The organism is Agrobacterium sp. B1(2019), assembly GCF_008274755.1.
Taxonomy (GTDB): domain Bacteria; phylum Pseudomonadota; class Alphaproteobacteria; order Rhizobiales; family Rhizobiaceae; genus Agrobacterium; species Agrobacterium salinitolerans.
In genome coordinates, this window is record NZ_VTPB01000007.1 from 32,928 (window position 1) to 57,738 (window position 24,811).

The 24,811-nt window shown below is 60.6% G+C and carries 24 protein-coding genes; 15 read left to right on the forward strand and 9 right to left on the reverse strand.

Features of this window, described 5'->3' with window-relative positions:
* The first annotated feature begins 50 nt into the window (after nucleotides 1-50).
* The 4 genes from AGR1_RS28755 (at nucleotide 51) to AGR1_RS28770 (ending at nucleotide 4,289) form a co-directional block, all read left to right on the forward strand.
* Nucleotides 51-1,292 (forward strand): ABC transporter substrate-binding protein, encoded by a 1,242-nt coding sequence (locus AGR1_RS28755; RefSeq protein WP_246669778.1) that lies wholly within the window; start codon nucleotides 51-53, stop codon nucleotides 1,290-1,292.
* Between the two features lie 122 nt (nucleotides 1,293-1,414).
* Nucleotides 1,415-2,296 carry a sugar ABC transporter permease gene (locus AGR1_RS28760; RefSeq protein WP_149149142.1) on the forward strand — a complete coding sequence of 294 codons (882 nt, stop codon included), beginning with the start codon at nucleotides 1,415-1,417 and terminating at the stop codon, nucleotides 2,294-2,296.
* 4 nt (nucleotides 2,297-2,300) lie between these two features.
* Nucleotides 2,301-3,197, forward strand: a complete 897-nt coding sequence (locus tag AGR1_RS28765) for a carbohydrate ABC transporter permease (protein ID WP_149149143.1) — start codon at nucleotides 2,301-2,303, stop codon at nucleotides 3,195-3,197.
* A gap of 6 nt (nucleotides 3,198-3,203) precedes the next feature.
* A complete protein-coding gene (locus tag AGR1_RS28770) occupies nucleotides 3,204-4,289 on the forward strand; it encodes an ATP-binding cassette domain-containing protein (RefSeq protein WP_149149144.1) in 1,086 nt (361 codons plus the stop codon).
* Between the two features lie 23 nt (nucleotides 4,290-4,312).
* Here AGR1_RS28770 and AGR1_RS28775 read toward each other — a convergent pair whose 3' ends face one another.
* Nucleotides 4,313-5,095 (reverse strand): SDR family NAD(P)-dependent oxidoreductase, encoded by a 783-nt coding sequence (locus AGR1_RS28775; protein ID WP_149149145.1) that lies wholly within the window; start codon nucleotides 5,093-5,095, stop codon nucleotides 4,313-4,315.
* 138 nt (nucleotides 5,096-5,233) lie between these two features.
* On the opposite strand from AGR1_RS28775, the gene gloA reads away from it, so the two are divergent.
* Both gloA and AGR1_RS28785 read left to right on the forward strand, forming a co-directional pair.
* Nucleotides 5,234-5,650, forward strand: a complete 417-nt coding sequence (gene gloA / locus AGR1_RS28780) for a lactoylglutathione lyase (protein ID WP_149149146.1) — start codon at nucleotides 5,234-5,236, stop codon at nucleotides 5,648-5,650.
* Between the two features lie 13 nt (nucleotides 5,651-5,663).
* Entirely contained in the window at nucleotides 5,664-6,644 is a 981-nt protein-coding gene (locus tag AGR1_RS28785) for an aldo/keto reductase (protein WP_149149147.1), read from the forward strand.
* Between the two features lie 54 nt (nucleotides 6,645-6,698).
* On the opposite strand, the gene AGR1_RS28790 is transcribed toward AGR1_RS28785, so the two are convergent.
* Together AGR1_RS28790 and AGR1_RS28795 are read right to left on the reverse strand one after the other, a co-directional pair.
* Nucleotides 6,699-7,622, reverse strand: a complete 924-nt coding sequence (locus tag AGR1_RS28790) for an SMP-30/gluconolactonase/LRE family protein (protein ID WP_246669779.1) — start codon at nucleotides 7,620-7,622, stop codon at nucleotides 6,699-6,701.
* On the reverse strand, nucleotides 7,595-8,335 hold the full coding sequence (locus AGR1_RS28795) for a ribonuclease activity regulator RraA (RefSeq protein WP_149149148.1): 741 nt from the start codon (nucleotides 8,333-8,335) through the stop codon (nucleotides 7,595-7,597). The genes AGR1_RS28790 and AGR1_RS28795 overlap by 28 nt, the downstream gene beginning before the upstream one ends.
* Before the next feature lie 340 nt (nucleotides 8,336-8,675).
* On the opposite strand from AGR1_RS28795, the gene AGR1_RS28800 reads away from it, so the two are divergent.
* The 9 genes from AGR1_RS28800 to AGR1_RS28840 all read left to right on the forward strand — a co-directional run bounded on the left by AGR1_RS28800 (nucleotide 8,676) and on the right by AGR1_RS28840 (nucleotide 18,778).
* Nucleotides 8,676-9,464, forward strand: a complete 789-nt coding sequence (locus tag AGR1_RS28800) for an IclR family transcriptional regulator (protein WP_187772322.1) — start codon at nucleotides 8,676-8,678, stop codon at nucleotides 9,462-9,464.
* A gap of 35 nt (nucleotides 9,465-9,499) precedes the next feature.
* Entirely contained in the window at nucleotides 9,500-10,696 is a 1,197-nt protein-coding gene (locus AGR1_RS28805; RefSeq protein WP_149149150.1) for a mandelate racemase/muconate lactonizing enzyme family protein, read from the forward strand.
* A 200-nt stretch (nucleotides 10,697-10,896) separates the two neighbouring features.
* Entirely contained in the window at nucleotides 10,897-12,030 is a 1,134-nt protein-coding gene (locus tag AGR1_RS28810; protein WP_149149151.1) for a mannonate dehydratase, read from the forward strand.
* Nucleotides 12,031-12,068: 38 nt separating this feature from the next.
* Nucleotides 12,069-13,319, forward strand: a complete 1,251-nt coding sequence (locus tag AGR1_RS28815; protein WP_187772323.1) for a sugar ABC transporter substrate-binding protein — start codon at nucleotides 12,069-12,071, stop codon at nucleotides 13,317-13,319.
* Nucleotides 13,320-13,384: 65 nt separating this feature from the next.
* Entirely contained in the window at nucleotides 13,385-14,245 is an 861-nt protein-coding gene (locus AGR1_RS28820) for a sugar ABC transporter permease (RefSeq protein WP_246669780.1), read from the forward strand.
* Nucleotides 14,246-14,248: 3 nt separating this feature from the next.
* Nucleotides 14,249-15,076, forward strand: coding sequence for a carbohydrate ABC transporter permease (locus tag AGR1_RS28825; RefSeq protein WP_149149153.1), 828 nt, complete (start codon nucleotides 14,249-14,251; stop codon nucleotides 15,074-15,076).
* A 31-nt stretch (nucleotides 15,077-15,107) separates the two neighbouring features.
* Nucleotides 15,108-16,190 (forward strand): sn-glycerol-3-phosphate ABC transporter ATP-binding protein UgpC, encoded by a 1,083-nt coding sequence (ugpC, locus tag AGR1_RS28830; protein WP_149149154.1) that lies wholly within the window; start codon nucleotides 15,108-15,110, stop codon nucleotides 16,188-16,190.
* A gap of 130 nt (nucleotides 16,191-16,320) precedes the next feature.
* On the forward strand, nucleotides 16,321-17,586 hold the full coding sequence (locus AGR1_RS28835; RefSeq protein WP_149149155.1) for a glycerate kinase: 1,266 nt from the start codon (nucleotides 16,321-16,323) through the stop codon (nucleotides 17,584-17,586).
* A gap of 286 nt (nucleotides 17,587-17,872) precedes the next feature.
* Nucleotides 17,873-18,778 (forward strand): MurR/RpiR family transcriptional regulator, encoded by a 906-nt coding sequence (locus AGR1_RS28840; RefSeq protein WP_149149156.1) that lies wholly within the window; start codon nucleotides 17,873-17,875, stop codon nucleotides 18,776-18,778.
* 10 nt (nucleotides 18,779-18,788) lie between these two features.
* Here AGR1_RS28840 and AGR1_RS28845 read toward each other — a convergent pair whose 3' ends face one another.
* The 6 genes from AGR1_RS28845 to AGR1_RS28870 all read right to left on the reverse strand — a co-directional run bounded on the left by AGR1_RS28845 (nucleotide 18,789) and on the right by AGR1_RS28870 (nucleotide 24,770).
* A complete protein-coding gene (locus tag AGR1_RS28845) occupies nucleotides 18,789-19,502 on the reverse strand; it encodes an aspartate/glutamate racemase family protein (RefSeq protein WP_149149230.1) in 714 nt (237 codons plus the stop codon).
* Between the two features lie 16 nt (nucleotides 19,503-19,518).
* Nucleotides 19,519-19,764 (reverse strand): hypothetical protein, encoded by a 246-nt coding sequence (locus tag AGR1_RS28850; protein WP_246669781.1) that lies wholly within the window; start codon nucleotides 19,762-19,764, stop codon nucleotides 19,519-19,521.
* Between the two features lie 113 nt (nucleotides 19,765-19,877).
* Entirely contained in the window at nucleotides 19,878-20,690 is an 813-nt protein-coding gene (istB, locus tag AGR1_RS28855; protein WP_094513296.1) for an IS21-like element helper ATPase IstB, read from the reverse strand.
* A complete protein-coding gene (gene istA, locus AGR1_RS28860; protein ID WP_100649079.1) occupies nucleotides 20,680-22,206 on the reverse strand; it encodes an IS21 family transposase in 1,527 nt (508 codons plus the stop codon). The genes istB and istA overlap by 11 nt, the downstream gene beginning before the upstream one ends.
* Nucleotides 22,207-22,347: 141 nt before the next feature.
* The gene (locus AGR1_RS28865) at nucleotides 22,348-23,238 is read right to left on the reverse strand and encodes a DMT family transporter (RefSeq protein WP_149149157.1); all 891 of its coding nucleotides are present in this window, start codon (nucleotides 23,236-23,238) and stop codon (nucleotides 22,348-22,350) included.
* Between the two features lie 146 nt (nucleotides 23,239-23,384).
* Entirely contained in the window at nucleotides 23,385-24,770 is a 1,386-nt protein-coding gene (locus AGR1_RS28870; protein WP_149149158.1) for an NAD-dependent succinate-semialdehyde dehydrogenase, read from the reverse strand.
* Nucleotides 24,771-24,811: the final 41 nt, after the last annotated feature.

Sequence of the window (24,811 nt, forward strand, 5' to 3'; positions counted from 1 at the left end):
ATGGACGGGGAGGAGGAACCCCGGCCGCATGATTTCGGGAGGAGATCACAATGTCTAAGAAGTACCGCAGCCTATTGAGCGCTACAGGCCTGATGCTTGCGCTGATCCAGCCGGCCATGGCTGCCGAGAAGACCGAGGTACTGCATTGGTGGACCACGGAAGCGCAGTCGAAAGCCGTCAAAGTGTTTGCCGACGCCTTCAATGCCGCAGGCGGCCAATGGGTGGACAATGCCATTGTCAATGGCGATGTCGCAAAGCCGACGGGTATCAACCGCATTGTCGGCGGAAACCCGCCGACGGTGATGATGATGAATGCCGGCAAGCAATTCGGCGAATTGGCCGATGCCGGCCTGCTGCGCAACCTGGACGATGTCGGCAGCGCGGAGAATTGGAAACAAGTGCTGCCTGCCGATGTGCTGGAGGCAGTCAGCCGCGACGGCCACATCTATGCGGTGCCAGTCAATCTCCAGACGCCGAACTGGCTGTGGTACAACAAGGCACTGTTCGAGAAGTTCAAGGTTCAGGAGCCGAAGACCTGGGAAGAGTTCTTCGCGGCAGCCGACACATTCAAGGCAGGCGGCGTGATTGCCCTGGCCTTCGGCGCTCAACCCTGGCAGCAACACCAACTCTTCAACGGCGTGCTGGCGGGGGCTGGTGGACGTGAACTCTACCTCTCGATCTTCCGCGACAAGAAGCCGGAGGCCACCGAGACGCCGGAATTCAAGCGCGTTGCGGAAGTCTATGCCAAGATCCGCAGCTATACCGATCCCGGCACGCCCAACCGCTCCTTCAACGAGGCGGCCTCCATGGTAATTACCGGAAAGGCCGCCATGCACATCATGGGCGATTGGGAAAAGGGTGAATTTTCCGCAGCAGGCTGGGTCGCCGGCAAGGATTACGGCTGTGTGCTGGGCCTTGGCGAGCAGAATTTCCTGATGGACTCGAACGTCTTCATCATGCCGAAAGCGAGCTCGGAAGCCGCGTCTCAGTCGCAGGCGCTGATGGCGAAGATCATGCTCGACAAGGATGTTCAGGTGAACTTCAACAATTTGAAGGGCTCTATGCCTGTCCGCAACGATGTTGACACATCCGGTCTCGACGCCTGCTCTAAGATCGGACTTGAGGTTCTGAAAGATCCGAGCAAACAACTGGCAGGCCCGGACTGGCTGGCCGGTGCGGACATGCTGAACTCACTGGCCGATGTCGTCGTGCAATATTGGGCGACGCCCTCGCAGACCCCGGAAGAGTTTGCGCAGAAATACGCCGCCGTGCTTGAGCAATTCCAGGATTGACCTGGCGAGGCGGCAGTCTCTGCCGCCTCATACCCCCGTTTGGCACCCGCCTCCAAGGCGTTTGGCAGATGCCTCTCACCGCCTTTCACCGCCCGGCACCCAAAGCAGAGCACGGAACCACCATGAAGCAGCGACCTATCCGCTGGAGCGTCTATGTCGGCCTGATGCCCGCCATCCTGATTGTTGTCTTCGCCTATCTCGGCACGATGATCTGGACGGTCGGCATTTCGTTCACGGATTCGCGCATGCTCCCGGCCGCCCGCTTTGCCGGGGTGAACCAGTATATCCGCCTGTTCGCCACGGATCGCTGGCTCACATCCATCCAGAACATGGTGATCTTCGGCGTTCTGATGATCGGCATCTCGCTCGTGCTGGGCTTTCTGCTCGCGGTTGCCATCGACCAGCGGGTCCGGGCAGAAGGCGTGCTGCGCACCGTCATTCTCTATCCCTATGCGATGAGCTTCATCGTCACCGGCCTTGTCTGGCAGTGGATCCTCAACCCGACGCTCGGAATTGAAAAGACCGTTCGGGGCTGGGGCTTCGAGAGCTTCCGCTTCGATTGGATCGTTGGACAGGACACCGCGATCTATTGTGTCGTGCTCGCCGGCGTCTGGCATGCCGCGGGGCTGGTCATGGCCATCATGCTGGCGGGTCTGCGCGGCATCGATCCGGATCTCTGGAAGGCGTCCCGCATCGACGGGATCAAACCCTGGCGCTTCTACCTGCACATCGTCATTCCGGTCCTGCGGCCGAGCTTCATCAGTGCGACGGTCCTCCTATCGCTCGGCGTCGTCAAACTCTACGACCTGGTGCTGGTGCTGACCGGCGGCGGCCCCGGCTTCTCCTCCGACGTCCCGGCGAAATTCGTCATGGATTACCTCTTCCAGCGCCAGAACATCGGCCTTGCCACCGCAGCCGCGACCACGCTTCTCGTCACGGTTCTCTGCGTGCTGACGCCCTGGCTCTACGCAGAATATTTCCGCCGCCAGACGCCGAAGGGATAAGCCGATGACCACGCACCACCCAAGCGAGGGTCCAAGCGGACCTGCCCCCAGGCGTATCGGTCCGGCCCGAATCGGCATCTATGCCTTCCTGCTGATATCAGCCCTCTTCTTCCTTCTGCCGCTTTACGTCATGCTCGTAACCTCGGTGAAGCCGATGGCGGAAATCCGGGAAGGCGGGCTCTTTGCGCTGCCCTCGGCCGTGACATTCGAGCCCTGGATCCGGGCCTGGTCAAGCGCCTGCACCGGCCTTGATTGCCGCGGCATCAGTCCCGGTTTCTGGATCTCGGTGAAGATCCTGATCCCCTCCGTCATCGCATCGATCCTGATCGGCGCGATCACCGGCTATGCCCTTTCCTTCTGGCGGGCCCGCGGCGCCAATCTGTTGTTTGCCGCGCTGCTCCTCGGCGCCTTCCTGCCGTATCAGGTCTTCATCTATCCGCTGGTGCGCATCTATTCCGCTACCGGCCTGTTCAGCACGATCTACGCCCTGGTGCTGACCCATGTGATCTTCGGCCTGCCGGTGATGACGCTGCTCTTCCGAAACTATTACGCAGGGATACCGATCGATCTGTTCAAGGCGGCGCGCGTCGATGGCGGAAAGTTCTTTTCGATCTTCTTCCGCCTCATGCTGCCAATGTCCATTCCGATGCTGGTCGTCGCCGTCATCCTGCAGGTCACCGGCATCTGGAACGATTTCATCATGGGCCTGACCTTTGGCGGCCTCGCAAATCGTCCGATGACCGTGCAGCTGACCAATCTCGTGGCACCGACGGAGGGCGAGATCGCCTATAACGTCAACATGGCGGCGACGATCATGACCGCTGCCGTCCCCCTCATCATCTACTTCATTTCAGGCCGCTGGTTCGTGCGCGGCATCGCCGCCGGCGCGGTCAAAGGGTAAGTCATCATGTCCAGCGTTTCCCTGCGGAACTTGAAAATCTCCTTTGGCGCAGTCAACGTGCTGGAAACCCTCAATCTTGAGGTGGCGGAGGGAGAATTCATCGTGCTGCTCGGCCCTTCGGGCTGCGGCAAATCCACCCTTCTCAACGCCATAGCCGGCCTGCTGGACCTGACCGAGGGACAGGTCTTCATCGGCGGCCGGAACGTCACCTGGGCAGAGCCCAGCGAGCGTGGAATAGGCATGGTCTTCCAGTCCTACGCGCTCTATCCGCGACTGACCGTCGAGGGCAATCTCTCCTTCGGCCTGAAAATGTCCGGCATGCCCAAGGCCGAGATTGCCCGGCGCGTGGCCGATGCAGCCCGCATCCTGCAGATCGAGCCGCTGATGAAGCGCCAGCCGGCGCAATTGTCCGGCGGACAGCGTCAGCGCGTCGCCATTGGCCGGGCTTTGGTTCGCAATGCCAGCGTTTTGCTCTTCGACGAACCGCTTTCCAATCTGGATGCCAAGCTGCGGACCGAATTGCGCGTCGAAATAAAGCGGCTGCACAAGGCGCTCGGCTCCACCATGATCTTCGTGACGCATGATCAGGTCGAGGCACTGACGCTGGCGGACCGCATCGCCGTCATGCACAAGGGCGTCATCCGCCAATTGGCCAGCCCCAAGGAAATCTATCAGAGGCCCGTCGATCGTTTCGTGGCGAGTTTTGTCGGCTCGCCGCAGATGAATTTCCTCTCCGGCCGGATTGTCCGTCGCGATGAGGCGCTGGCCTTCAGACTGGATGGCAGCGGCGAGATCGGCCTCAACGGCTATGACTTCACGCATCCGGTGTCTGACGGCCAGGTTGCGACACTCGGCATCCGGCCGGAACAGGCTCAGCTTCAGCCTTCGCCGCAGCACACGGAAAGCCTGGAACCAACTTTCACCATCGATGAGCCTATGGGACCCGATACGCTGCTCTGGGGCACATTGGGGGGAGAGACGTTTTCGCTGCGAACCACATCCGACCACACGCCGAACCTCGGAACGGCAATGCCGATCTACGTCAACCCGGCGCAGGTTTCGCTTTTCGATGTTGCGGGGGAGCGGCTTTGACCCGCTCCGCCGCTAAGATGCGGCTATCGCAGGAGGCTTTGCCCACCATCGATCCACACGGGCGAGCCGGTAATGTGACGGGCATAGTCCGAGGCCAGGAAAGCGATGATCTCCGCCACGTCCTCGCTGGTACCGGCCTTGCCGCCAGTGATCGGAATGTCACCCTCCGGCCAGATCACCGGAATGCGAGCGGCATCCTGGTTGCGCTTGATGGTGCTGTCGGGAATGTTGGTCTCGATCAGGCCGGGGCAGACGGCGTTGATGCGGATTTTACACTTGCCGAGCTCAAGCGCCAATTGCTGGACCATTGCAAGCTGCGCAGCCTTGGTCGCCGCATAGGCCGTGGCGCCCGCCGTCGTGAAGGTGCGGGTCCCGTTGATCGAGGACACGACCACGATCGACCCGCCCCCCGCAGCCTTGAGGTGGGGAACCGCATAATGAAGCGTGAGATAGGTTCCGCGCAGGTTGATGGCGATCGTCTTGTCCCATTCCTGCGGCTGAAGGTCTTCAATCGGCGCCCACACGCCATTGATGCCGGCATTGGCAACGACAATGTCCAGCCTGCCCCAGGCGGAGGCGATCCGCTCGACGGCGTACTTCATCGCTTCCTCTTGGCTGACATCCCCCGTCAGCGCCAGCGCTTCGCCGCCCGCTTCTTCAATCTCTTCCTTCGTCTTGACGATCTCGCTCTCGGTCCGGCTCAGCACGGCAACCCTGGCGCCACGCTTTCCCAGCATCAGTGCCGCAGCCTTGCCGATTCCCGAGCCAGCGCCCGTCACCAGCGCCGTCTTGCCCGTCAAATCCATCAGTCATCCTCCCTGAAAATGCGAGAAATCGCTGTTATTTTCTACCGCAATTTTGATTGGCGGGACAAAACAATTTTTGTCGCGGGCTTAATAAGTTTCCGTTTTCACGACCCTTCCAACGACATGAGGAGAAATGTCATGACCACTGCAACCACCGCCGCAAGGCCGCCCCGCTTCATGCACACCATGATCCGGGTGGGGGATCTTCAGCGATCGATCGATTTCTACACGAAACATTTCGGCATGGAGGTCATCCGCACAATCGACGTGCCGGAGGGCAAATACACCAATGTCTTCATTGGCTATGGCAGCGAAAAGACCGATCCGATGATCGAGATGACCTATAATTATGGCGTCGAGACCTATGAGAGGGGCAATGGCTTCGGTCATCTGGCCGTTGGCGTGCCCGATATCTACGCCGCTTGCGAGACAATGCGGGCAGAAGGCGTCACCATCGTGCGCGAACCCGGTCCCGTCAAATTCGGCACGACCGTCATAGCCTTCGTGGACGATCCCGATGGCTATCGCATCGAGCTTATCCAAGAAAGCAACTGAGGAGAGATCCATCATGGAATATACACGACTGGGAAAATCGGGGCTTGAAGTCTCTCGCATCTGCCTCGGCTGCATGACCTTCGGCGAACCCGACCGGGGCAATCCGAAATGGACGCTGGTCGAGGAAGACAGCCGCCCGCTGATCAAGAAAGCAATCGAACTCGGCGTCAATTTCTTCGACACGGCGAATATCTATTCCAACGGCTCCAGCGAGGAGATCGTCGGCCGGGCGCTGAAGGATTTCGCCAAGCGAGACGAGATCGTCCTCGCCACGAAGATCAACTCGCCGCTCCGCGAGGGTCCCAATGCCAAGGGTCTCTCTCGCAAGGCGATCATGCAGGAGATCGACCACAGCCTGCGCCGCCTCGGCACCGATTATGTCGACCTCTATCAGATCCATCGCTGGGACCCCATCACGCCCATCGAGGAAACGCTGGAGGCGCTGACGGACCTGATCAAGATCGGCAAAGTCCGCTATATCGGCGCCTCTTCCATGCATGCCTGGAAATTCGCCAAGTCGCTGTATCTGTCGGATCGCAAGAACTGGGCGCGCTTCATCTCGATGCAGAACCACTACAACCTGCTCAATCGCGAGGAAGAGCGCGAAATGGTGCCGCTCTGCGCGGCCGAAGGGGTTGGCCTCATTCCATGGAGCCCGCTTGCACGCGGCCTGCTTGCCCGCGAGGAGGATCATGAATCGCTGCGCAAGGGCACCGACATTCTCCGCCCTGTCCTCTACGGCGATACCGAAGAGGCCGATGGCAAGGTCATCCAGGCGGTTGCCAATGTCGCCAAGCGTCACGGCGTTCCGCGTGCCCGCATTGCCATTGCCTGGCTCCTGTCGAACCCGGCCGTGGCCGCACCGATTGTCGGCGTGAGCCGCGAAAGCCAGATCGTCGATGCGGCGGAAGCCGTGACGATCAAACTGACGCCGGAAGACATCCAGGAACTGACGGAGCACTACGTGCCCCACAAGATCATGGGCTTCGAATAAAAAATGGCGCCGGCCACGCGCGTGGCCGGCGCCTTCCATCATAAGCCGGTTTTCTCAGAGATTCTCGTCGAACAGCGGCTCCGGCAGGCCCGCGACGGGCGCGGACATGGCGAAAAGGCTGCCTGATTCTGGAAACTGCGCCATTTCTTCCGGCGGACGACGGCTGCCGGCCGTGGTGACGTAGAGCGTTCGCAGGTCAGGACCGCCAAAGGCGAGCATGGTCGGGCACTTCACCGGCACCGGATATTCGCCGATCTGTGTTCCATCGGGCAGGAAGCGGCGCACCACCGATGCACCGAAGATCGCCAGCCAGTAGCAGCCTTCGGAATCGACACATGCGCCGTCCGGGCGGGCAGCCGGATCATTGGGGATATCGATCAGCACCCGTTCAGGGCCCACAGTCCCCGACATGCGGTCGAAGGACCGTGCAGTGACCGTCGAGACGGGCGAATCCACATGATACATGGTTGCGCCATCCGGCGAGAAAGCCAGCCCGTTCGAGCACATCAAGCCATCGATCAGCCTCCTCAACCCCTTTGCGTCATAGCGGTAGAGGGCTGATTTGCCCTGGCGGCTCTCATCCACCGTGCCGGCATAGAAGCGGCCATCCGGCCCTACGCGGCCGTCATTGAAGCGGCTCGTCGCCCTGTCCTCGGGATTGTCGGCAAGCTTGGCCAGCGACTTGCCTTCTTCATCCAGCCGCCAGATCCCCGAGCGAAGGCCGGCGATGAAACCGCCGCCCCTAACCAGGCCGATGCAGCCGATCTCCTCCGACTGCATGAACCGGCGCAGCTCGCCCGTGGCAGGGTCGAAGCGGTTGATCGACGGTCCGCGAATATCGACGAAATAGAGCACCTGCTCCGCCGCGCTCCAGACTGGGCTTTCGCCCAGTTGGGAGCGGCTGTCGCAGACCAGCCGGAACGCGGCCTCGCTTAGCGTCGCGGCGTCCATCAGCTGGTTGCCTTGTTGCGCAGCCACTCCTCGTATTCCGGCCGTGCTTCGTCATGGAGAGGATAGTAGCGCTTGAGCTCGCCGCCGGCGAGAAGCTTTTCCTTAGAGAATTCCTCCCACTCATGATGGGTGGAGGCCCGCTTGATCAGCTCCTCGGCATGCGACACCGGCACCACCACTGCGCCGTCATCATCGGCAACGATGATATCCCCCGGCATGACGAACACGCCGCCGCACGAGATGGGCACGTTGACGCCCCAGGGCATCAGGTCCGTCTGCGTGTGGAAATTCGGAGTCAATCCGCGGATCCACATTCCCAGATCGAGATGTTTGGCGTTCGGATAATCGCGCAGGCAGCCATCGATCACCACGCCGGCGCCGCCTTTGCCCTGGAAATAGGTCAGCATCATCTCGCCGAAAATACCGCTCTTCATATCGCCGCGGGCATCCACCACGACCACGTCACCCGGCTGCGTGTGATAGAGCACGTGCCGGTGAAGCTGCTTCTCCGGCTGCGCATATTCGTCCGCATCCTGCAGATCTTCGCGCTTGGGGACGAATTGGAGGGTCAGCGCCGGACCACACATCACCGCCCCTTCCCGCTTGGAAACGGGGCCGCAGATATGGGTGTTGCGGATGCCCATCTTGCTGAGCTGGCTTGAAGAGGTAGCGGCGCCGATCTTCTTGATCGCCTCCACCCATTCGCGCGGCGGGCGTTTGATGTCCTGTGTCTGGATCATGAGTGTCCTGCTTTCATTGTGCCGCACCCTGGAGGAGCGGCGTCAAAAGGTTCAAGTCTTTGAAATTTCTTTCGTCGCTGGCGGTCTACCACCGACTTCGCGCCATTTGCGCCAGGCACGGGCGAGCATGGCTCACCCCGGCCAATTCACTGCGATCCTCCCCTGCGGCCGACTCCCATCAGCTTGACTAGTTCACATTTAAACTGCTACTGTTCATTTCAGAATGAATGTTGACAAAGCCGGTGTCAATGAGGGAATGATGCCGAGCCGGGAAAAATCGGTTATTGCTCCAAATGAGAATTTACTTCATTCGCAACTGACTGATGGGCACGGATATTGGATGAGCGACGAGACCAACCAAGACGACAAGGACAAGAACGGCGTTCCGGTTCTGGAGCGGATGATGGAGATCCTGTCTTCGCTGGAGCTTCAGCCGGCGGGCGAGACGATCCGCGGCCTGTCGGAACAGCTGTCCATGCCGCGCAGTACGGTCTACCGTATCCTCAACACGCTGCATGCGCATAACGTCGTGCAGCGTCGTCTTGACGGCACCTATGTCCTTGGACCGCGCCTGCTCAGCCTTGCTTCCAAGGTGCGGTCGGAAGCGACCTTCGACCTGGTGGCGGTGGCGCAGCCGACGATGAAGAAGCTTGCCGAAGCGACCGGCGAGGCCAACAAACTGTCTGTCCTCGACAATCAGGCGGTGGTGGTGGTGGCAAGTTTTGCGGGACAGGGACAATATGCGCTCAACCCCGCAGTCGGTCAGGCCTTTCCGCTTCATGCCGGCGCCGCCAGCAAAATGCTGCTGGCGCATATGGATCCGGATGCGGTCAACCGGGTCCTAGCAGCACCGCTGGCCAAATACACGCCTCGCACCATTACCGATGCGGCAAAGCTTTTGAGCGAACTCAACCGCATTCGCAAGCAGGGCTGGGCAAGCGACCGCGGCGAGCACGGCGGCAGCGTCTGGGCCGTGGCAGCCCCTGTCACCGCGCCTTCCGGCCGCGTAATCGCGGCGCTGAGCATTCCTTATCTGGCGGCGGACAAGGAAAATGAGGAGCGCGACCGGCTGCGCGACATGGTGATCGATTCCGCCGCCGACATCTCCAGTCGCATTCCGGATATTTGATCGAGCCGCCGCATCGGCGGCCGCGGGAGGAAGAATTGAAGATCATCAATGTGAAATGTGCGCTTCTGGGGCGCCACCCTGTCGTGCGCCTTGTGACGGATGAGGGACTTTCCGGCTACGGCCAGGTGGAGTTCTGGAAACCCTATGCGAAGAATCACATCCTGCTGCTGCGCGAGATGATCCTGGGAATGGATCCGACGGATGTGGAGCGCGTCATGCTGCGCATCCGCCACCGCGGCGCGTTCAAACCCTGGGGCAGCGCCATCAGCGCGATCGAAATGGCCTGCTGGGACCTTGCCGGAAAGGCGGCTGGTGTGCCGGTCTACAAATTGCTGGGCGGCAAGGTGCGCGACAAAGTGCGTGTCTATAACGGCGGCGTTCGTTTCCCGATGACCCGCTGGGGGCCGGATGATTACGCTGCCGACTGCAGGAAGATGATGGACCGGCCGGAGGGCTTCACCATCATCAAGCAGCCGATCGCCTTTCACAGCCCGATGGCGCGTCAGATCCCGGATTTCCATTATGGCGAAGTGACGACCAAGCCCATGCCGGGATTGCGGGACACCGGTTATCTGACGGAAAAGGGGTTCAACCATGTCGTCGCCTGTGTCGAGGCGATGAAGGAGGTGACAGGTGACACGGTGGGCCTGGCGCTCGACTGCGGACCGGGCTGGACTTTGCCGGACGCGAAAAAATTCGCCAAGGCGATGGAGCCGCTCAACCTCATGTGGATCGAGGATATTCTGACCGGCGATCAAACCCCTTATGTGGGTGCGCCGGCCTATCGCGATCTGACCATGAGCACGACGACGCCGATCCATACCGGTGAGCAGATCTATCTGCGCCAGAATTTCCGCGAGCTCATCGAAACGCGCGCCGTCAATATTCTCGGTCCCGACCCCTGCGATGTGGGTGGGATTGCCGAGCTGAAACGCGTTGCGGAATACGCCGATATTCACGGTCTGCTGTTTGCGCCTCACGGCACGGCGAATGGTCTTCTCGGGTTGGCGGCGCTGGTTCAGGTTTCCGCCACCCTGCCCCAGAACTACATCGCCTTCGAGATTCCCATCGGCGAGCCGGACTGGTGGTACGACATCGTCGAGGGCCTGCCCAACCCCATCGTCAAGGATGGCTTTGTCGACGTCTGGGACCGGCCGGGCATGGGTGTGGATTTCATCGTCGACAAGGCGATCGACTATCTCGCAGAAGACGATCGCGGCTTCTTCGACTGATCTCAGCCAGTGCTGGACGTCAAAATCAACGTCGCGCCTATTGGGCGCGGCGCGATCCCGCCTGTCCTTGCGCTCCAAAAGGCGACGGCCCTTTTTTCCCGCATATGATGCTTGACAGCGACCCTGGCACAGCTCATTCTAATACGAACACATGACGTTCATATTTGAACTGTTTGCGACGGGATGCAAAGGAGGAGTGCATGCCCATCCGGGTCGGAATGACGCTGTCGGGCGAGCGCCTGAACCGCGACAATGCCATGTTTGCGCAGCAGCTCGGGATCGAGGATGTCGTCGTCCATCTCGGCCGCTACCGGCCGGCCGAAGACCCGCAGCCCTATCTGACCGGCGGCCAGCCGGGGCCGATCCTCGGCGATTGCACGGACGAAACGCTCTGGACCTACGACTATATGAAGAGCGTCGTCAGCATGCTGGGCGACTATGGCCTGCGCGTCGCAGCCATGGAAAACTTCGCGCCGAACTTCTGGTCGGATATCCTGCTCGACGGTCCGCGCAAGACCGCTCAGATGGACGCGCTGAAGCGGCTCGTCGAGGATGCCGGCCGCGCCGGCATCAAGGTGATCGGCTACAATTTCTCGCTTGCCGGCGTCTGGGGCTGGCGACGCCTGCCGGTCGGCCGCGGCGGCGCCGTGACCTCCGTCTTCGATGCCAGCAGCTTCGACGCGCAGGCGCCGATCCCCGACGGCATGGTGTGGAACATGCGCTATCGGCCCGGCGTCGAAGGTGCTGCACCGATCACGGTTTCGGAAGCGGAACTATGGCAGCGGCTCGAGTGGTTCCTGAAGGAGCTCGTACCGGTCGCCGAAGCGGCAGGCGTACGGCTGGCGGCGCATCCGGATGATCCGCCGGTGGAGACCCTGCGCGGCACTGCGCGCCTCGTCAACCAGCCTTCGAAATACGACCGGCTCACATCCATTATCGACAGCCCGTCCAATGCGCTGGAATTCTGCATCGGTTCGCTGCAGGAAATGACGACCGGCAATGTCTATGACACGACGCGGCGCTTCGCCCGCGCCGGACGTATCGCCTATGTGCACTTCCGCAATGTGCGCGGCAAGGTCCCTCATTACGAGGAGACCTTCGTCGACAATGGCGATGTGGATATGGCCGAAATCGTCCGGATCCTGCGGGAGGAGGAGTTCGACGGGATCATGGTTCCCGACCATGTCCCAGAGGTCCACAGCAAAGCGCCCTGGCATGCCGGCATGGCCTACACGATCGGCTACATGCGGGCGCTTATCAACCATGCACAGCTTCTGGGTCTCTCAACGGGTGCCCGGTCCAATCCGAATGCTGCCGTTGGGGAGACGGTCTGAGCTTTCGGCTTCAACAGGTTCTAGGGAGGAGAATGACCATGAAACGCATGACGAAGACACTGGCGGCTGGGATTGCCCTGCTGCTGTCACAGGCAAGCCTTGCATCCGCCGCCGACCTCGTATGGTGGACGATGAACTGGAATGAGCAGAAGGCCAAGGATTATGCCGCGGAGTTCATGAAGGAGAATCCGGACGTCACGATCCGCGTCGAAGCCAATGTCGCCGGCGGTCTGCAAAGCCGGATTCTGGTCGCGCTGCAATCCGGCAGCACGCCCGACCTCATCGATGTGCAGAACGGCGCGAACATCCCGCTGGCACAGACTGGCAAGCTCGAACCGCTGAAGGACAAGCTTACCGCGGCAGGCGTGGACTTCCAGGACATATTGCCGGCGAGCCTCGATACAGCGACCTATCAGGGGCAGCTCTACGGCCTGCCCTTCCAGGCGGAAGCGCATGCCTTGATCTACAACAAGGGTGCCTTCAAGGAAGCCGGCCTCGACCCCGAGACGCCGCCAAAGACCTGGACCGAATTCGTCGAGACGGCGAAGACCCTGACCCGCAAGAACAGCAAGGGCCAGCAGGTATTCGGATATGGTGTCTCCGGCGGCGGCGCCGATCAGCCCGGCAATGCGCTGTTCCGCTCGCTGCCCTTCATGTGGATGAATGGCGGCGGCATTCTCGGGCCGGACAACAAGGAGGTCATCATCAACTCGTCGGCATCGGTGGAAGGGGTGAAGCTCTATGTCGATCTCTTCACCACCCACAAGGTATCGCCACCTTCGACGCTGGAAAACGATTCCAACGCCCTGCGCCGGCTGTTCCAGGTAGGCAATGTGGCGATGATTCCCGGCGCCACATCCGATATCGAGCGCATCCGCGCCGCGGCGCCGGATATCGAGATCGGCGTCGGCCCGCTGCCGCATCCGGAAGGCAAGGAGACGGCAGCCATTCTAGGCGGCTGGAATTTCATCATTCCCGCTGCCGCGCCGAACAAGGAGGCCGCGATTAAGCTTGCCGCCTTCATGGCCAAGCCCGAGCGTCAGGCCGCTTACACGACGACCTTTCCCGCCGCGATGTCTGGCCTTAACGACAAGCGCTTTGCGGACCCGATCATGGATGCGCACAAGGAAATGCTGAAGCATGCCCGCCCGCAGCCGGCCATTCCACAATGGGGCCAGATCGGCCAAGTCTATTACAACCATCTGCAGGAAGCCCTGCTCCAGAGCGGCACGGTGCAGGAATCCATGGATGCGGCGGCCGAAGAGATCAAATTGCTGCTGACGCAGTGATCCTCCCGGGACGGTGAGTGGCGCGCCCGGCCGCTGGGGCCGGGCGCATAACATCGGACATTCTCATGACACTGCGAAACATCAATCCCGGCATCTGGTTCATCCTGCCGACCATGCTGCTGTTGGCCGCGCTGATCGTCTATCCGATGGTCTCCACAGCGCAGCTCAGCGTCACGGATGCCAATGGTGCCTTTGCCGGCATGCGCAACTTCAACATTGCCATCAGCGCGCCCTCGACAAGGCTGATCCTCTTCAACACGGCCTATTATGTGATCGGCTCGGTGGTCTTCCAGCTGCTTCTCGGCATTCTGGCCGGGATCCTGCTGAACCAGACCTTTGCCGGCCGCTCGCTGGTGCGTTCGCTGATGCTGATCCCGTGGGTGGTGCCGGGCATTGTCGCCGCCATGACCTGGGCCTGGATGTTCCACACCGATTACGGGATCATCAATTACATGCTGATGCAGGTCGGGATCATCGCAGAACCGATCGGCTGGCTGACCAATCCCAATACCGTCATGCCGGCGCTGATTGCAGTCAATGCCTGGAAGATGTTTCCCTTCGTCGCGGTCATGGTGCTGGCGGGCCTGCAATCCGTGCCCGAGGAGCTTTATGAAGCGGTGCGGGTCGACGGTGCCAGCTTCTGGCACGAGATCTGGCACATCATGCTGCCGCAGCTGCGCCCGGTGCTCGTCTCCATCACCTTGCTGCTCACGATCTGGGCGCTGGACGGCATCACGATCATCTATTCCATCACCGGCGGCGGGCCGGCCAACCGTTCGATGATCTTTCCCATCCAGATCTATGTGCAGGCCTTCGAGTATTTCGAGTTCAACCGCGCTGCCGCGCTGTCGGTCGTCTACTTCCTGTTCATCTGCGTCATCATCGTACTCTACATGCGCGTCTTCGCGGCGCAGGAAAAGGACTGACCCATGCGCGACAGACGCCGTACCGCTCTCATCGCCCTGCCCGTCCTGATCCTGGTCGTGATCGCCGTCTTCCCCTTTCTCTGGATGGCCGTCTCCGCGTTCAAACCGCTGTCGCAGCTCTACACCATACCGCCGCAGTGGCTGCCATCGCCGCCGACACTCGACAACTTCCGCAATGTCCTGTTCGAATCGAACATCCCCCGTTATTTCGTCAACAGCCTGATCATCTCGGTGGGCTCCACCTTCCTGGCGCTGGTTTTTGCGATCTTCGCGGCCTACGGCTTTGCCCGGTTCGACTTTCGCGGCCGTTCCGCAGCTTTGGCCTTTGTCCTGATCGGACAGCTTCTGCCGACAGCCACCGTGATCGTGCCGCTTTATATCGTTCTCAACTATCTGGGCCTGATCAACACCTATCTCGGCCTGATCCTTGTCTACCTCATACTCACGCTGCCGCTCAGCGTCTGGATGCTGACGGGCTATTTCCGCAGCATCCCGAAGGAATTGGAGGACGCGGCGATCATCGATGGCGCAAGCCAGCTCGGCGTGCTTTTCCGCATCTCGCTGCCGCTCGTCACGCCCGGCATTATTGCCGTTACACTCTACTCCTTCGTCGCCACCTGGAACGAATTCGTCTTCGCGCTGTCCTTCGCCACCGAGAAGGAGATGAAGACGCTGCCGATCGGGCTTGCGGAGTTCTCGACCGAATTCGACACCGACTGGGGTGCGGTCATGGCGGCCTCCTTCGTCATGACCCTGCCCATCGCGCTCATCTTTCTGGTGATGCAGCGCATGTTCGTCGGCGGTCTCATGTCCGGCGCCACGAAGGGCTGACGGACGCTTATCATACTGGGAGGAATGGCCTTTGGCTCAAGTTGCATTGAACAAACTGGTAAAGCGATACGGGTCCTATCGGGCGCTGCATGAACTGGACATGACGGTGGATGACGGAGAATTCGTCGTTCTCGTCGGCCCGTCCGGCTGCGGCAAATCCACCTTGCTGCGGATGATCGCCGGTCTTGAGGAAATTTCCGGCGGCACGATCAGCATTGGCGGCCGGGTGGTCAATACGATCCGGCCGAAGGAGCGCGACATCGCCATGGTGTTCCAATCCTATGCCCTCTATCCGCATATGACGGTCCGCAAGAATATGAGTTTCGCCCTGAAGCTTGCCGGAAAGCCGCAGGCCGAAATCGATACCGCGGTGGAACATGCCGCCGCCATTCTCGGGCTCGAGCCGCTGCTGGATCGCAAGCCGAAACAGCTGTCCGGCGGCCAGCGCCAGCGTGTGGCCATGGGTCGGGCGATCGTCCGCAATCCGCAAGTATTCCTGTTTGACGAACCTCTGTCCAATCTTGACGCCAAGCTGCGCGTGCAGATGCGCGCGGAGATCAAGGAACTGCACCAGCGGCTCGGCGCGACCACGGTCTATGTGACCCATGACCAGATCGAGGCGATGACCATGGCCGACAAGATCGTCGTCATGCGCGATGGCCATATCGAACAGGTGGGCCACCCGCTCGATCTTTATGACCGGCCGGCCAACCGCTTCGTAGCCGGCTTCATCGGCTCGCCGGCCATGAACTTCGTCGCAGGCCAGTTGGAGCGGCCGGAAGGCCAGGCCTTCATCGCGTCGGACGGAACGCGGATTCCGCTTCCTCTCCGTCCTGACCTCCCCAAGGATGTGGACGTCGTCCTGGCGATCCGGCCGGAAGAACTGGCCATCGTGCCCCAGGACAGCGCCATGGCCTTTCCCGCGACGGTCTCGGTTGTCGAGGCAACCGGTCCGGAAACCGTTGTCATCGCTTCGGCTTGCGGCACACGCCTCTCCGTTGTCGTCAAGGAAAGGTCTCGGCTGAGGCCCGGAGAGACGATCTGGCTTCGCCCGCAACAAGACAAGGTCCAGTTCTTCGAAGCGACCGAAAGCGGCCGAAGGCTTTCCGTCTGACCTTGGCCCAAGGCTTGCCTTTGCCAGACTTCGCCATCGCCAGATCGAGAAAACCGGGCGTCGATGCAAAGCCAAGGCAGGTCCAGACGCCGCAGATCACTGCTTTGACGACCCAACGAGACTATTCGCAATGCATTGGAATGATGAGACTGTCCGCCGCCTCTTGCGCCAGATGTTCGATGCCGCAATCCAGAGTTCGGCACCCTCCGCGGCAGTGCTGCGCAATCTGCCGGAAAAGCCGATCGGCAGATGCGTGGTGATCGGAGCGGGAAAAGCCTCTGCTGCCATGGCTGCGGCGCTGGACGCCGCATGGCCCGATGTCGATGTCTCCGGCGTTGTGGTCACCCGCTACGGACATGGCGTGGCGGCCGGCCGCATCGAGATCATCGAGGCGGCTCACCCGGTGCCGGATGACAGGAGCCTTGAGGCAGGACTTCGCATTCTGCAGGCGGTTCAGGGCTTGACGGAAGATGATCTGGTCATTGCGATGATCTCCGGTGGCGGCTCTTCTCTCATGGTGCTTCCTGCCGGCGCGATGACCCTCGCCGAGAAGCAGGACATCAATGAACAACTCTTAAAGAGCGGCGCGACCATCCGCGACATGAATGCGGTCCGCAAGCATTTATCGCGGCTGAAAGGCGGTCAGCTTGCATTGGCCGCACGGCCCGCCCGGCTCGTCTCACTCGTTATCTCTGACGTACCGGGCGACGACCCTTCTGATATCGCATCCGGTCCGACGGTTGCCGATCACTCGACGATCGAGATGGTTCGGCAGATCGTCGCGCGGCGGCATATCCGCTTGCCGAAATCCGCCGAGGCCGTGCTTGACGAGGGCGAGGAAACGCCGAAAGTGGACGACATCGCCACCGAGGTACGGATCGTCGCGGCGCCGTCCCTGGCACTGGCTGCGGCGGCCCGCATCGCCCGCGCCGCCGGGGTGAACACGCTGATCCTCGGGGATGCACTGGAGGGCGAAGCGCGCGAGATGGGTATCGTCATGAGCGGCATTGCCCGCTCCGCAAGAAAACATGGCCTTCCCGTCAATGGTCCAGCCGTTCTCCTGTCAGGCGGCGAAACCACCGTCACGCTTGGTCGCCGCGCCGGTCGCGGCGGGCGCAATACGGAATTTCTCCTCAGCCTTGCCTTAGCTCTGAAGGGCCATGACGGAATCTGGGGCTTTTCGGGCGATACAGACGGGATTGACGGCACCGAGGATGCCGCCGGCGCCTTCATCACACCCGACACATTGCAGCGATCCTGGGATCTCGGTCTCGATCCACAGGCCTGTCTGGCAGCGCACGACAGCTACAGTTTCTTCGACCGGCTGGACGACCTCGTCCGCACAGGACCGACACTGACCAATGTCAACGACTTCCGGGCGATCTTCGTATCGTAAGAGCCTCAAGCGGTCATCCAGCTAACCATGCTCAGGCGTCCGGAAGCTGGCTGCACTCAGGCACATTCGGCAGAATGGTTGCTGGCTCACCCGACGACTCAGAGCGTAAAAGCCTCATGCCTTTTGAACGGATTGGGAACCGGCGACCCATTTATCAACAGGTACTAAACCTCTAATTCGGAGAGTCTTCTGCATCCGATGCGATAATGGAATATCAATCGTAACCATCGACCTTCGCTACCGGTACATATAACGTAGCGCTTGCACCCGTCTGCAAGGAGTTTTCGTGAAATCCCCCGGCAAGTCATCCCCGAAACAGCAGCCGAGCCGTTCCCTGGAAGCACGGATCTACGCAGTCTACTCGTCCTTTTCGCCGGCTGAAAAGCGTCTTGCGGACGTTCTTCTGCAATACCAGATGGAACTGCCGAGCTACACTGCCGGAGAGCTTGCCTCCAAGGCGGGCGTCTCCAAGGCGACGGCGGCGCGGCTGATCCGCACGCTAGGCTACCAGACCTATCCTGATGCAAAACGGCAGATACGGGCAGATCATCTTTGGGGCTCGCCGCGGGCCGGCCTTGCCGATCCCGACCGGGCACCCTCGGAAAAGGTGTCGATCGCCACGACGGTGCAGATGGATATCGATAATATCCGCACCACAGCCGAAGGCCTTTCCCAGAAGACCCTGGAAGATGTCAGCAACGCCATCGTCAAGGCACGGCGGGTGTGGATCATGGGACTGCGAAGTGGCTATGGGCTCGCCCACCAGGCAGCCCATTACCTGACGCTTATGAAGAACGACGTGCAGGTCCTGCCTGCCGGCGGTGCCAGCTACTCTCACGAGATCGCCTCCATCGCGCGCGGCGATGTCATGCTCATCATCGCATTTCGCCGTCGTCCGCGCCTGTTGCCTACGATCATCAAGGAGGCGCGCGCAGCCGGTGCTGTCACGGTGCTGATTACTGACCTGAGTGCTGCGGCCAGCGCCAAAGCGGCCGAGCATGTGCTGCGTTGCCGCTGTCAGTCGCCCTCGCCGTTCAACTCCTTCGTGGCGGCGCTATCGATCATCAACTACCTCTCCTGGAGCGTTGCGACCGCCATGGGCGAGGAAAGCCTGAAGCGCTACGAAAAGATCGACCGGCTGGTCAAGCTGCTGGACGACGTCTCGACCCCGCAGACCAGTACCGGCCGCTGAGCCTCTGCCCTCAGTCACTGCCGAGCACGTGCATCCGGGTTGGCGGCGCCCAGATACCGGATTTCGATGTCGACAGACCGCAGCGGACCAGCATTTCCGCCAGCCCAACGGCCGCGCTGACGCCATCGACCACAGGAATGGCGTGTTCGCGCTGCAGCCCCTGGGCGAAATCCGCCATGCCGGCGCAGCCGAGCGAAATGCCTTCGACACCCATGTCCTTCGCCTTCACGATCATGGCCGAGATCAATTCCACCGCGCCGCTGGCGGGATTTTCAAGCTCCAGCACCGGAATGTCGGTGGCAAAAACCTTCCGGCAGCGGCGGCCAAAACCGTAGCGGTTGATATTGTCCTCGATGACCGGCGCTGAGCGCGACAGAGTGGTGACAACGGCAAAGCTGTGGGCGACAAGGCTTACCGCATGGAACGATGCCTCCCCGATGCCGATTACCGGTTTCCTGGCCAGGGCGCGGGCCGCATCCAGTCCCGTATCGTCGAAACAGGCGATGATATGAGCATCAACTCCATCCGCTTCGGCCCTGACGATCTCCTTCAGCAGGCTCGGCACAGACAGCGCACCGTCGAATGGCCCCTCGATTGCCGCTGGTCCGGTTGCAGGCTGCCGGCCGATGATTTCGGTTGCGGGGCTCGCGACGCGGCGAGCTGCCTCCGCAATCCGTTCCGTCATGGAGGCGGTTGTGTTGGGATTGATGACGGCGATGCGCATCGTCATGTCCTTTCGGTCAGCGTGTCGCGAAGGCGGCGGTCGGCCGGCTGTCGATCAGAGCGTCATAGGCAATCGGCGCTGTGGTGAGGTGCCCGTCATGTATGCCGGTCTGCCAGCGGGAGTAAGCTTCTGGATCGATACGCGGCGTCGTCCACATGCCGTTGGCGCGATAGATATTCGTCAGCCGCACTAGTAACTCCGGCTTGAACTTCGGAAACGTGCTTGCGAGGAAATCGCGGTAGCGCTCTGCATCATTGGCCATGATCCAGTCCATGCCGCGCCCGAGCGCGCGGGCAAACCGGCTCTGCGTATCGACCTGCTGTTGATTGCCACTGAGAACTGACCCGGCGTTTCCACCGAGAATTGACCCGCCTGTTAGGTATGTTTCGGGTCTGCGGTCGTGGTCAAGTTCCTCGTTTTCTCCTTTGTCGTTTTAGTGTCGTGCGCAGAGCTGTTCTTGAAGCGGAAGCTGTCGTTTCCGGTTTCAAGGATGTGGCAATGATGGGTAAGCCGATCGAGCAATGCCGTGGTCATCTTGGCATCACCGAAGACGCTGGCCCATTCGCTGAAGCTGAGGTTCGTCGTGATGATGACGCTGGTTCGCTCGTAGAGTTTGCTGAGCAGGTGGAAGAGCATCGCACCGCCTGACGCGCTGAACGGCAGGTATCCAAGCTCATCAAGGATCACGAGATCAGAGTGGACAAGGCGATTGGCGATCTGCCCAGACCGTCCTTGCGCCTTTTCCTGTTCCAGCGCGTTGACCAGCTCGACCGTTGAGAAGAACCGGACCCGTTTGTGGTGATGCTCGATGGCCTGAACACCTATCGCGGTAGCAATGTGTGTCTTGCCCGTGCCGGGGCCACCGACCAGAACGATGTTGTTTGCGTCGTCCAGGAAGTCGCAGCGATGAAGCTGCTGCACGAGCGCCTCGTTGATCTCGCTGCTGGCGAAGTCGAAGCCATTCAGATCACGATAGGCAGGGAAGCGTGCCGTCTTGAGCTGGTAGGCAGTCGAGCGAACTTCACGTTCCGCGGTCTCTGCTTTCAAAAGCTGCGACAGGATCGGAATGGCAGCCTCGAACGCCGGCGATCCTTGCTCGGTTAGTTCGCCGACGGCTTGTGCCATTCCGTGCATCTTCAGTTGCCGCAGCATGATGACGATCGCACCGCTTGCTGGATTATGACGCATGGCGGGCCTCCGTCTTTCTCAGGGCATCGTATCGTTCAACATTGGCCTTGGGCTCGTTGACGAGCGTCAGGGCTTGTGGCGCATCGATGGTCGGCGGCGTGAAGGATTTGCCGTCGACAAGGCGATGCAGCAGGTTCAGAACATGCGTCTTGGTCGGAACACCGGACTTCAACGCCATGTCGACCGCCGACAGGACGGCCTGTTCATCGTGTTGAAGGACGAGCGCCAGGATATCGACCATCTCCCGGTCGCCGCCCGGCTTCTTGAGCAAGTATTGCTGCAAGGCCCGGAATGCATCGGGAAGTTCGACGAATGGTGCACCGTTGCGAAGCGCACCTGGCTTGCGCTGCACTACCGCCAAGTAGTGCCGCCAGTCGTAGATCGTCTGTCCTGGCCTGTCGTGGGAGCGATCAATGACGCGACGATGCTCGCAAATGATCTGTCCTTCTGCGGCGGCCACAACACGGTCTGGGTAAACCCTTAGGCTCACCGGCCGATTGGCGAAGGACGCCGGGACGCTATAGCGATTGCGCTCCAGATGCACGAGGCAGGTCGGAGAGACACGCTTGGTGTATTCGACAAACCCATCGAACGGCCGGGTAATGGGCATGAGCGCGGGAGCTTCTTCCGCCCAAATGTCGGCAATGGTGCCACGCATCTGACCGTGCGGGGTCTGTGCCCAGAACTCCTTGCAGCGTTGCTCGAGCCAGTCGTTCAGGGCTTCCAGCGATGGAAAGCGCGGAACGGGCTGAAAGAACCGATGACGCGCATCCTGAACATTCTTCTCGACTTGTCCCTTCTCCCAGCCTGAAGCCGGATTGCAAAACTCAGGCTCAAACAGGTAGTGGCTAGCCATCGCCTGGAAGCGCACGTTGACGTCACGCTCTTTCCCGCGGCCAACCTTGTCGATCGCGGTGCGCATGTTGTCGTAAATGCCGCGTCCCGGGATGCCGCCGAATACGCGAAATGCATGATTGTGGGCATCAAACAGCATCTCGTGCGTCTGTAGTAGATAGGCCCGAACGATGAAGGCTCGGCTGTAGCTCAGCTTCGTGTGCGCCACCTGCAGCTTAGTGCGTTCATTGCCGATGATCGCCCAGTCCTCCGACCAGTCGAACTGGAAGGCTTCTCCGGGATCGAACGCCAGAGGTACATATGTCCCGCGGCCCGTCGTCTGCAACTCTCTCTGGCGATCATCACGCCATTCCCGGGCAAATGCCGCAACCCGATTGTAGGAGCCCTCGTAGCCAAGGCTCATCAGGTCAGCATGCAATTGCTTCATCGTCCGCTTCTGTTTGCGGTTCTTCTTGGATTCCGTCTTCAGCCAGGCAGACAACCGATCAGCAAAAGGATCGAGCTTGCTCGGCCGCTCCGGGACCTTGAACTTCGGCTCCACACCGTCCAGGCGCAGGTATTTGCGAATGGTATTCCGGGATAAGCCGGTCCTGCGGCAAATCTCCCGGATCGATAAATGGTCTCGAAAATGCCAGCGTCGGATCACGCTCAATAACGCCATGTCGATCACTCCATAGCCCTCGCTGAAAACATGCAAGGGAAGGTTGGAACATGGGTCAATTCTCAATGGAAATATCAGGCCACGCTGGGTCAGTTCTCAGTGGCAATCAACACTTCATGGTTCATGTGCATACACTATCCCTTACTGTCCAGGTTTCGGGGAAGATCGCAGCGCCAGCACCACACCGCTCAACGTCAACACCAATGCCACTACCTGCCGCAGCCCGAAAGACTCCCCGAGCAGAGCAGCGGCCATCAATACGCCCAGGACTGGCACCGCAAGCAGACCGGACGAAGCAACGGAAGGTGGAAGGTGGCGAAGTGCCCCGAACCACGTGACATAACAAAGAGCCATGGAAACAAGGGCCATGTAAACCATGATGCTCACGCCCGTTGACGAGAGTGCTTCGAACTTGGGTTGCTCGAACAACAGCCCCAGAATGGCCAAAGGGAGGCACCCGAGGCCCACCTGCCATGCCGTACGGGCGACAAAGGGCATAGCGATAGGCGTGCGGTTGACGACAGTGCCCAGGGCGAAAAGTAGCGCTGCGCCCAATGATAGCGCATAGCCGATCAATTGCTCCACGCGGAAGGCGCCGGCTTGGCCACCAAGAAGTAACGCGACACCAGTCACTCCCAGAGCCAAGGACAGTACGGTCTTGCCTGATGGCTTGGTCCCCAGAAGAGGCCAGGCAATTAGTGTCGCCCAGATGGGCATCGTGTAGATAAGCAGCAGGTTCTGACCAACAGGCAGCCAAAGCAGCGCTAGTGTCGTGAAGCCCATCCAAGAGAAGACATTAGTGAATGCCTCTCCCAGCATACGACCGATCAATCGCCGCGGCAGGACGAGCGACTCTCCTACGCAAAGGGCGACTAACCCGAGTGTAGCCGCCCCTACCAGCCCCGCTAATCCGCGGGAGAAAAGCGGCGGCCATTCAAGAAGGAGGAACTTCATCAGCGTGAAGTTGAGAGCCCAGCCGGACGCGGTAACGGCCAGGCAGATGAAGCCAATGATTTGTCGGTGCGCAGACATTGCGAACGCTACCTTTCTTCGTTCGGCAGGCTATCGATCTCGAGCAGATTGTCGTTGCCAATGCTCGCCGCCTTGGACTGGCGCGAGCGCGGCCCCGTTTCCGGGGCCGGCTTCGGTGATTGTCGTCACGAGCGCGATAGCGGTGATCACGCGACTTCCTGGGAAGGTCCAACGAGCACAAGTTTCTGGTTGACGAGTTCCTTGATGCCGCTCTCGGCCATTTCGCGACCGTAACCGGACCGCTTCACCCCGCCGAACGGGAGTTCAGGGCCGCTGGCCGTCATTGCATTGATCCAGACCATGCCCGTCTCGATCCGCGAAGCGAGGGCCTTGGCGCGGGCAATATCGGACGAGAAGATTGTGCCACCCAGGCCATAGGGCGAGTCATTTGCGAGCGCGACAAGGGCGTCATCGTCGCGAACGATATGGATTTGAGCAACCGGCCCGAAGAATTCTTCAAAGTAAGCCGGGTTGTCTCGCGCGATATTGGTCAGGATTGTTGGCTCAAAGTAGGCACCCTGCGCTGACAAGGGGTTGCCGCCATATCGAAGCTGCGCTCCCGCCGCCACCGCCTTCCGAACCTGTTCGGCAAGACTGTCGCGCGCCGCTACCGACGAGAGCGGTCCAAGGTCCACGGTCTCATCCATGGGGTCACCGATGCGCATGACGCTGAACTTCTGCTCAAGCTTTTCTATGAAGCGCTCGGCCACTTTCTCGTGCACAATGAAGCGCTTCGCGGCGATGCAAACCTGTCCTGCGACTGCGAGACGGGATGCCGCACCGACGTCGACTGCCCGATCCAGATCGGCGTCATCAAGCACAGCGAATACGTCTGAGCCGCCAAGCTCCAAAACCGACTTCTTGAGGTTGCGTCCGGCCTCGGCGGCGACGATGCTGCCGGCCCGTTCAGAACCCGTCAGTGTCACGCCCTGGACCCGGTCGTCCTGCAGCAAAGCGGCGATCTGATCACTACTGGCGAATAGTGTGGTCCACGCTCCTTTCGGCGCCCCGGCCTCCAGGATCAACTCCTCGATGAGCTTGGCGGATTTCGGGACAATGCTTGCCGGCTTCACCAGTACCGGATTGCCGGCCGCAATAGCGGGGGCGGCCACGCGAATGAGTTGGTAGTATGGGAAATTCCAAGGTTCGATCGCCACGATGACGCCGATGGGGTGGTACTCGAGCCATGCATCCCCCTTGTCGGTTTCGATCTTCTCCGGCGCTAGCATTTTTGCAGCGTGATCAGCAAAATGGCGCGAGATCTTGGCGATCTGCTCTACCTCGCCGCGCGCTTCGGAGATGCGCTTGCCCATCTCTTGTACGGCGACTTTGGCCAATTCGTCAGATCGGGACTCGATCAAGTCTGCCAATCGAGACAGAACGTTTAGCCGACGCTCAATGGGTCCTTGCGACCATTCGGATTTATAGATCTCGTGCGACTGCGCCAGAAAGCGCTCGATCTCCGCATCCCGGTGGCTCGCGAACTCTGCGACGGTTTCCCCGGTCACAGGATTAATACTCTTGTATGCCATGGAAAATCTCCATTGGTGGGAGGCGACCAAATAGGTCCGCC

Bases quoted from the DNA above. Each gene is read 5' to 3' on its own strand.
- AGR1_RS28755 (WP_246669778.1), top strand. From the start codon at position 51: ATGTCTAAGAAGTACCGCAGCCTATTGAGCGCTACAGGCCTGATGCTT.
- AGR1_RS28760 (WP_149149142.1), top strand. From the start codon at position 1,415: ATGAAGCAGCGACCTATCCGCTGGAGCGTCTATGTCGGCCTGATGCCC.
- AGR1_RS28765 (WP_149149143.1), top strand. From the start codon at position 2,301: ATGACCACGCACCACCCAAGCGAGGGTCCAAGCGGACCTGCCCCCAGG.
- AGR1_RS28770 (WP_149149144.1), top strand. From the start codon at position 3,204: ATGTCCAGCGTTTCCCTGCGGAACTTGAAAATCTCCTTTGGCGCAGTC.
- AGR1_RS28775 (WP_149149145.1), bottom strand. From the start codon at position 5,095: ATGGATTTGACGGGCAAGACGGCGCTGGTGACGGGCGCTGGCTCGGGA.
- gloA (WP_149149146.1), top strand. From the start codon at position 5,234: ATGACCACTGCAACCACCGCCGCAAGGCCGCCCCGCTTCATGCACACC.
- AGR1_RS28785 (WP_149149147.1), top strand. From the start codon at position 5,664: ATGGAATATACACGACTGGGAAAATCGGGGCTTGAAGTCTCTCGCATC.
- AGR1_RS28795 (WP_149149148.1), bottom strand. From the start codon at position 8,335: ATGATCCAGACACAGGACATCAAACGCCCGCCGCGCGAATGGGTGGAG.
- AGR1_RS28800 (WP_187772322.1), top strand. From the start codon at position 8,676: ATGAGCGACGAGACCAACCAAGACGACAAGGACAAGAACGGCGTTCCG.
- AGR1_RS28810 (WP_149149151.1), top strand. From the start codon at position 10,897: ATGCCCATCCGGGTCGGAATGACGCTGTCGGGCGAGCGCCTGAACCGC.
- AGR1_RS28815 (WP_187772323.1), top strand. From the start codon at position 12,069: ATGAAACGCATGACGAAGACACTGGCGGCTGGGATTGCCCTGCTGCTG.
- AGR1_RS28820 (WP_246669780.1), top strand. From the start codon at position 13,385: ATGACACTGCGAAACATCAATCCCGGCATCTGGTTCATCCTGCCGACC.
- AGR1_RS28825 (WP_149149153.1), top strand. From the start codon at position 14,249: ATGCGCGACAGACGCCGTACCGCTCTCATCGCCCTGCCCGTCCTGATC.
- AGR1_RS28835 (WP_149149155.1), top strand. From the start codon at position 16,321: ATGCATTGGAATGATGAGACTGTCCGCCGCCTCTTGCGCCAGATGTTC.
- AGR1_RS28845 (WP_149149230.1), bottom strand. From the start codon at position 19,502: ATGCGCATCGCCGTCATCAATCCCAACACAACCGCCTCCATGACGGAA.
- AGR1_RS28850 (WP_246669781.1), bottom strand. From the start codon at position 19,764: ATGGCCAATGATGCAGAGCGCTACCGCGATTTCCTCGCAAGCACGTTT.
- istB (WP_094513296.1), bottom strand. From the start codon at position 20,690: ATGCGTCATAATCCAGCAAGCGGTGCGATCGTCATCATGCTGCGGCAA.
- istA (WP_100649079.1), bottom strand. From the start codon at position 22,206: ATGGCGTTATTGAGCGTGATCCGACGCTGGCATTTTCGAGACCATTTA.
- AGR1_RS28865 (WP_149149157.1), bottom strand. From the start codon at position 23,238: ATGTCTGCGCACCGACAAATCATTGGCTTCATCTGCCTGGCCGTTACC.
- AGR1_RS28870 (WP_149149158.1), bottom strand. From the start codon at position 24,770: ATGGCATACAAGAGTATTAATCCTGTGACCGGGGAAACCGTCGCAGAG.